This is a genomic window from Allorhodopirellula heiligendammensis, assembly GCF_007860105.1.
Lineage (GTDB): Bacteria > Planctomycetota > Planctomycetia > Pirellulales > Pirellulaceae > Rhodopirellula > Rhodopirellula heiligendammensis.
The window spans coordinates 877,100-879,989 of sequence record NZ_SJPU01000001.1 but is presented as its reverse complement, the minus strand read 5'-3'; the positions used below and the strand labels follow the sequence as shown (position 1 = coordinate 879,989).

The following is a 2,890-nucleotide window of genomic DNA, read 5'->3' as shown; positions in this document are numbered from 1 at the left end:
CACGGCTTTGGCGGAGGGCACGGGGCTGACCAAGAAAGAGATCGTGAGTGTGTTCGATGAGCTTTCGACGTTAATGGGGAAGAACCTTGGAAAACGAGGCCCAGGTGTTTTCAATCTCCCTAGCCTGATGAAAGTGAAAGTGATCCGCAAACCAGCGACAAAAGCCCGTAAGGGAATTAACCCGTTCACCAAAGAGGAAACGGTTTTCCAGGCCAAGCCTGCTCGAAATGTCGTCAAAGTGCTGCCCCTCAAGGCTCTGAAAGACATGGTTTGATCCGACCAATTATCAATGCAGAATGGGCTCAGCCTGAGGGACGCAGTGGACTTGCATAGTACTGACGCTCTTAGGCGTCTAGGCACCTAAAATTACTTATACAGATCGGAGCCAACCTGGAAGTAGGAAAAGAGTAATTTTGCTAACCGCCTCTTTCAGAATAATCTCATAGAATGAATGTCACAGGGTTGGAATGCGTCGGAGCGTCAATTGATCAGGAAGGCTACCTGATGAAATTGATCGCCAACGAAACGGCGGCCCATTTCTTTCCTTACACGACCGAGCATCGAGACATCCGAATTCAAGGTCTGAACTACGAAGACGATTCGGCGGGTAACGCACTGGCGGCAATGGTCAAACCTGGAGTGATCGAGTTCCGGCATCACCGAGCTTTTTCGGACCAGCGGGTACGACAGATCGCTGTCCGCCTCATCGCTCATCCGGTCGGCGAGTTCGCTTCGTCGTTTTCGATCCATTACCAGGGAAGGATCCTCGTCCCGAGTTCATCTTGATGGACCAAGCATCGTCAGGATGTCTGCGACGGTTATCTGTCGGACTTGGCGGTTGATACCGCTCACCAGGGCCAGGGGATCGGTCGGGAGCTGATTCGTGTGACTCATGAGCACGTCGGGCTGGCCACCCGTTTGATTCTGTTGGCGGCTCCCGGAGCGGCGAGCTACTATCCGCATGTCGGCATGGAGCAGCATGATTCGTGCTGGACGATTCCTCCGCGGGAAAACTCCTAAACACGAATCTTCACTGATTAGCACTCCCTTGAAGCACGGTACAATATTTTGGAACGGAGGTGAGAATTTATCCAGTCGAATCGTTTGGTCCTCGGCAATGAAGCGTGGCTAAATGGCTCCGAGGGCGGTTTCGCTCCAGTCGCAATCAGCAAAGCGTTTCAGGGCAGCGTTCACGACTGCGACCCTCGCTCGTTCTCCTTGATGGAATCGTCGGCCAGACGTTTTCCGAAACTGACCACGTCGTCTTGCGTGAAACCGATTGCTTCGTAGAACGCAGTCGCTTCCCGGTTGTCGCGGCGCACTTGCAGGTTGATCTTTGGGCACCTAACACCGCGAAGGCGGCTCTCAGCTTCGGACATCAATAAGCGACCAATCCCAGACTCACGGTGAATTGGATGAACCGCAAGGTAGTTGATCCAACCGCGGTGCCCGTCATAGCCAACCATCACCGATGCAATGAGTTTCTGGTCTAGCATGCCGACCAAAAGCCAATCCCGTTGACCAGAGAGCTTTCGATGAATATCGAGCGCAGGATCATTCCACGGTCGCGTGAGTTCGCATGTGTTCCAAAGCGAGATGAGCGCGACTTCATCTCTTGCTGTGAAGTCTCGAATCTTGATGGCGTGGGGCATTAAAGTTGCTTTCGTGCAGGTGAATCGCCACGACTGAGACGGTCGAAGCGTTTGAGGATGGCGGGGAAGCGGTGCGGGCCGTGCATTGCCGCGATCTTGCCAGCGCCGACGTCGATGCAGGCGATGGTCATCAGGTTTACAATGGGGCTGGTGTTTTATCAGGTGCGAGAAAGTCTAATTCGATGGGAGATCACGGAGCTTCAGCAATCATTCCAGTGAACATCGTGATGATGTTTGCGTGCGTCCTCGCATCTGTTTTTCTGTTGCCTTGGTGAGCGATGGTGTTTGTGACTGCCGCCATGATAGCAATCCGTAATATTGCCAGGGACCAATACGGCGGGATGCAAATCTGCATGCTGGTGCTGCCGGGAGCGATGTTGGGCATCATTGAACTCGGAAGGCTGATCCGAGATGCGGAAACGCAAGGTGCATCACTCGCGATCGGGCCGATCTTGATGGTAACCGTGGTGCCTCTCGTCGGATTCGTCGCCTCGCTACTTGTTCTGATGGCAGCCGTGCTTGGGGTGATGCTCGGCTGGGAATGGGCGATGGGACGTTTCAACGCATGGGCTGAGCGAAACATGGGACAGAAATAAAAAACGCCCGCGTGGAACTGCCCCTCCGTGGGCGTCTCGGATTTCGGTTCCCCTTTCGGCTTACAGTTCGAGGATTCGACTTCGCGGACGAAGCGGGATGCGTCGTTTTCCAGGAACGAACTGACAACGTTGAACACTGCGTCACTGAAGCCGCCGATGTTCAGGATGTCGTCTCGCTCGGGTGCCTGGCTGGTTCCGTAGGGTTAGATGCTGCGTTACTCGGCACGCAGTCCGCAGTGCAAAGACAAAGTTCAACGCTCAATCTATCCGCGAGTCAGGCGGCCAGCCCAACCAGCAAGTTGGATTTTTTATCACGCGACCAGCGGTTGGATCGCAATTCGTTCCGCAGAACAGGATCCAGGACTCGAGCAGTCACTCTCCCGCAGTCTGGGTTACGTCCGTCACAGCAGACGGACGCCTGCAATTGGCGTTTTAACTTCCGGATTTTGATCCGTTCTTCGATATGCTGGCAGCGAAGAGAGGAACATCCTCACGGTGCGTTGTTCATGAGTTCCCACCGTGACGGCGACAGGCAAAGCCACATGGGATCGAACCACAGTGTGGGGAATGCTTAAAAACACTGCATATAAAGGCTCTGCAGCGTTCGGGAAGACACGCACGGGACCGCGTCGGCCACAGCTT

At 54.4% G+C, this 2,890-nt stretch carries 7 protein-coding genes; 5 read left to right on the top strand and 2 right to left on the bottom strand.

The annotated features are described in order from the left end of the window. The 3 genes from Poly21_RS03330 to Poly21_RS03320 form a co-directional block, all read left to right on the top strand. Nucleotides 1-274: HU family DNA-binding protein (locus Poly21_RS03330; RefSeq protein WP_302117387.1), on the top strand; the 274-nt coding region annotated here is incomplete at its 5' end. A 230-nt stretch (nucleotides 275-504) separates the two neighbouring features. After that, the gene (locus Poly21_RS03325) at nucleotides 505-786 is read left to right on the top strand and encodes a hypothetical protein (RefSeq protein ID WP_146405571.1); all 282 of its coding nucleotides are present in this window, start codon (nucleotides 505-507) and stop codon (nucleotides 784-786) included. Between the two features lie 36 nt (nucleotides 787-822). Next, the gene (locus tag Poly21_RS03320; protein ID WP_146406827.1) at nucleotides 823-1,020 is read left to right on the top strand and encodes a GNAT family N-acetyltransferase; all 198 of its coding nucleotides are present in this window, start codon (nucleotides 823-825) and stop codon (nucleotides 1,018-1,020) included. A gap of 170 nt (nucleotides 1,021-1,190) precedes the next feature. Here the strand turns inward: Poly21_RS03320 and Poly21_RS03315 are convergent, their stop codons facing one another. Beyond that, a complete protein-coding gene (locus Poly21_RS03315; protein WP_146405570.1) occupies nucleotides 1,191-1,652 on the bottom strand; it encodes a GNAT family acetyltransferase in 462 nt (153 codons plus the stop codon). After that, a complete protein-coding gene (locus tag Poly21_RS26970) occupies nucleotides 1,652-1,783 on the bottom strand; it encodes a hypothetical protein (protein ID WP_302117383.1) in 132 nt (43 codons plus the stop codon). The genes Poly21_RS03315 and Poly21_RS26970 overlap by 1 nt, the downstream gene beginning before the upstream one ends. A gap of 168 nt (nucleotides 1,784-1,951) precedes the next feature. Here Poly21_RS26970 and Poly21_RS03310 point away from each other — a divergent pair, with 168 nt between their 5' ends. Further along, nucleotides 1,952-2,248 carry a hypothetical protein gene (locus Poly21_RS03310; protein ID WP_146405569.1) on the top strand — a complete coding sequence of 99 codons (297 nt, stop codon included), beginning with the start codon at nucleotides 1,952-1,954 and terminating at the stop codon, nucleotides 2,246-2,248. Nucleotides 2,249-2,767: 519 nt separating this feature from the next. Further along, nucleotides 2,768-2,890, top strand: a 123-nt coding sequence (locus Poly21_RS03305; RefSeq protein WP_302118445.1) for a recombinase family protein, incomplete at its 3' end; no start/stop codon positions are given.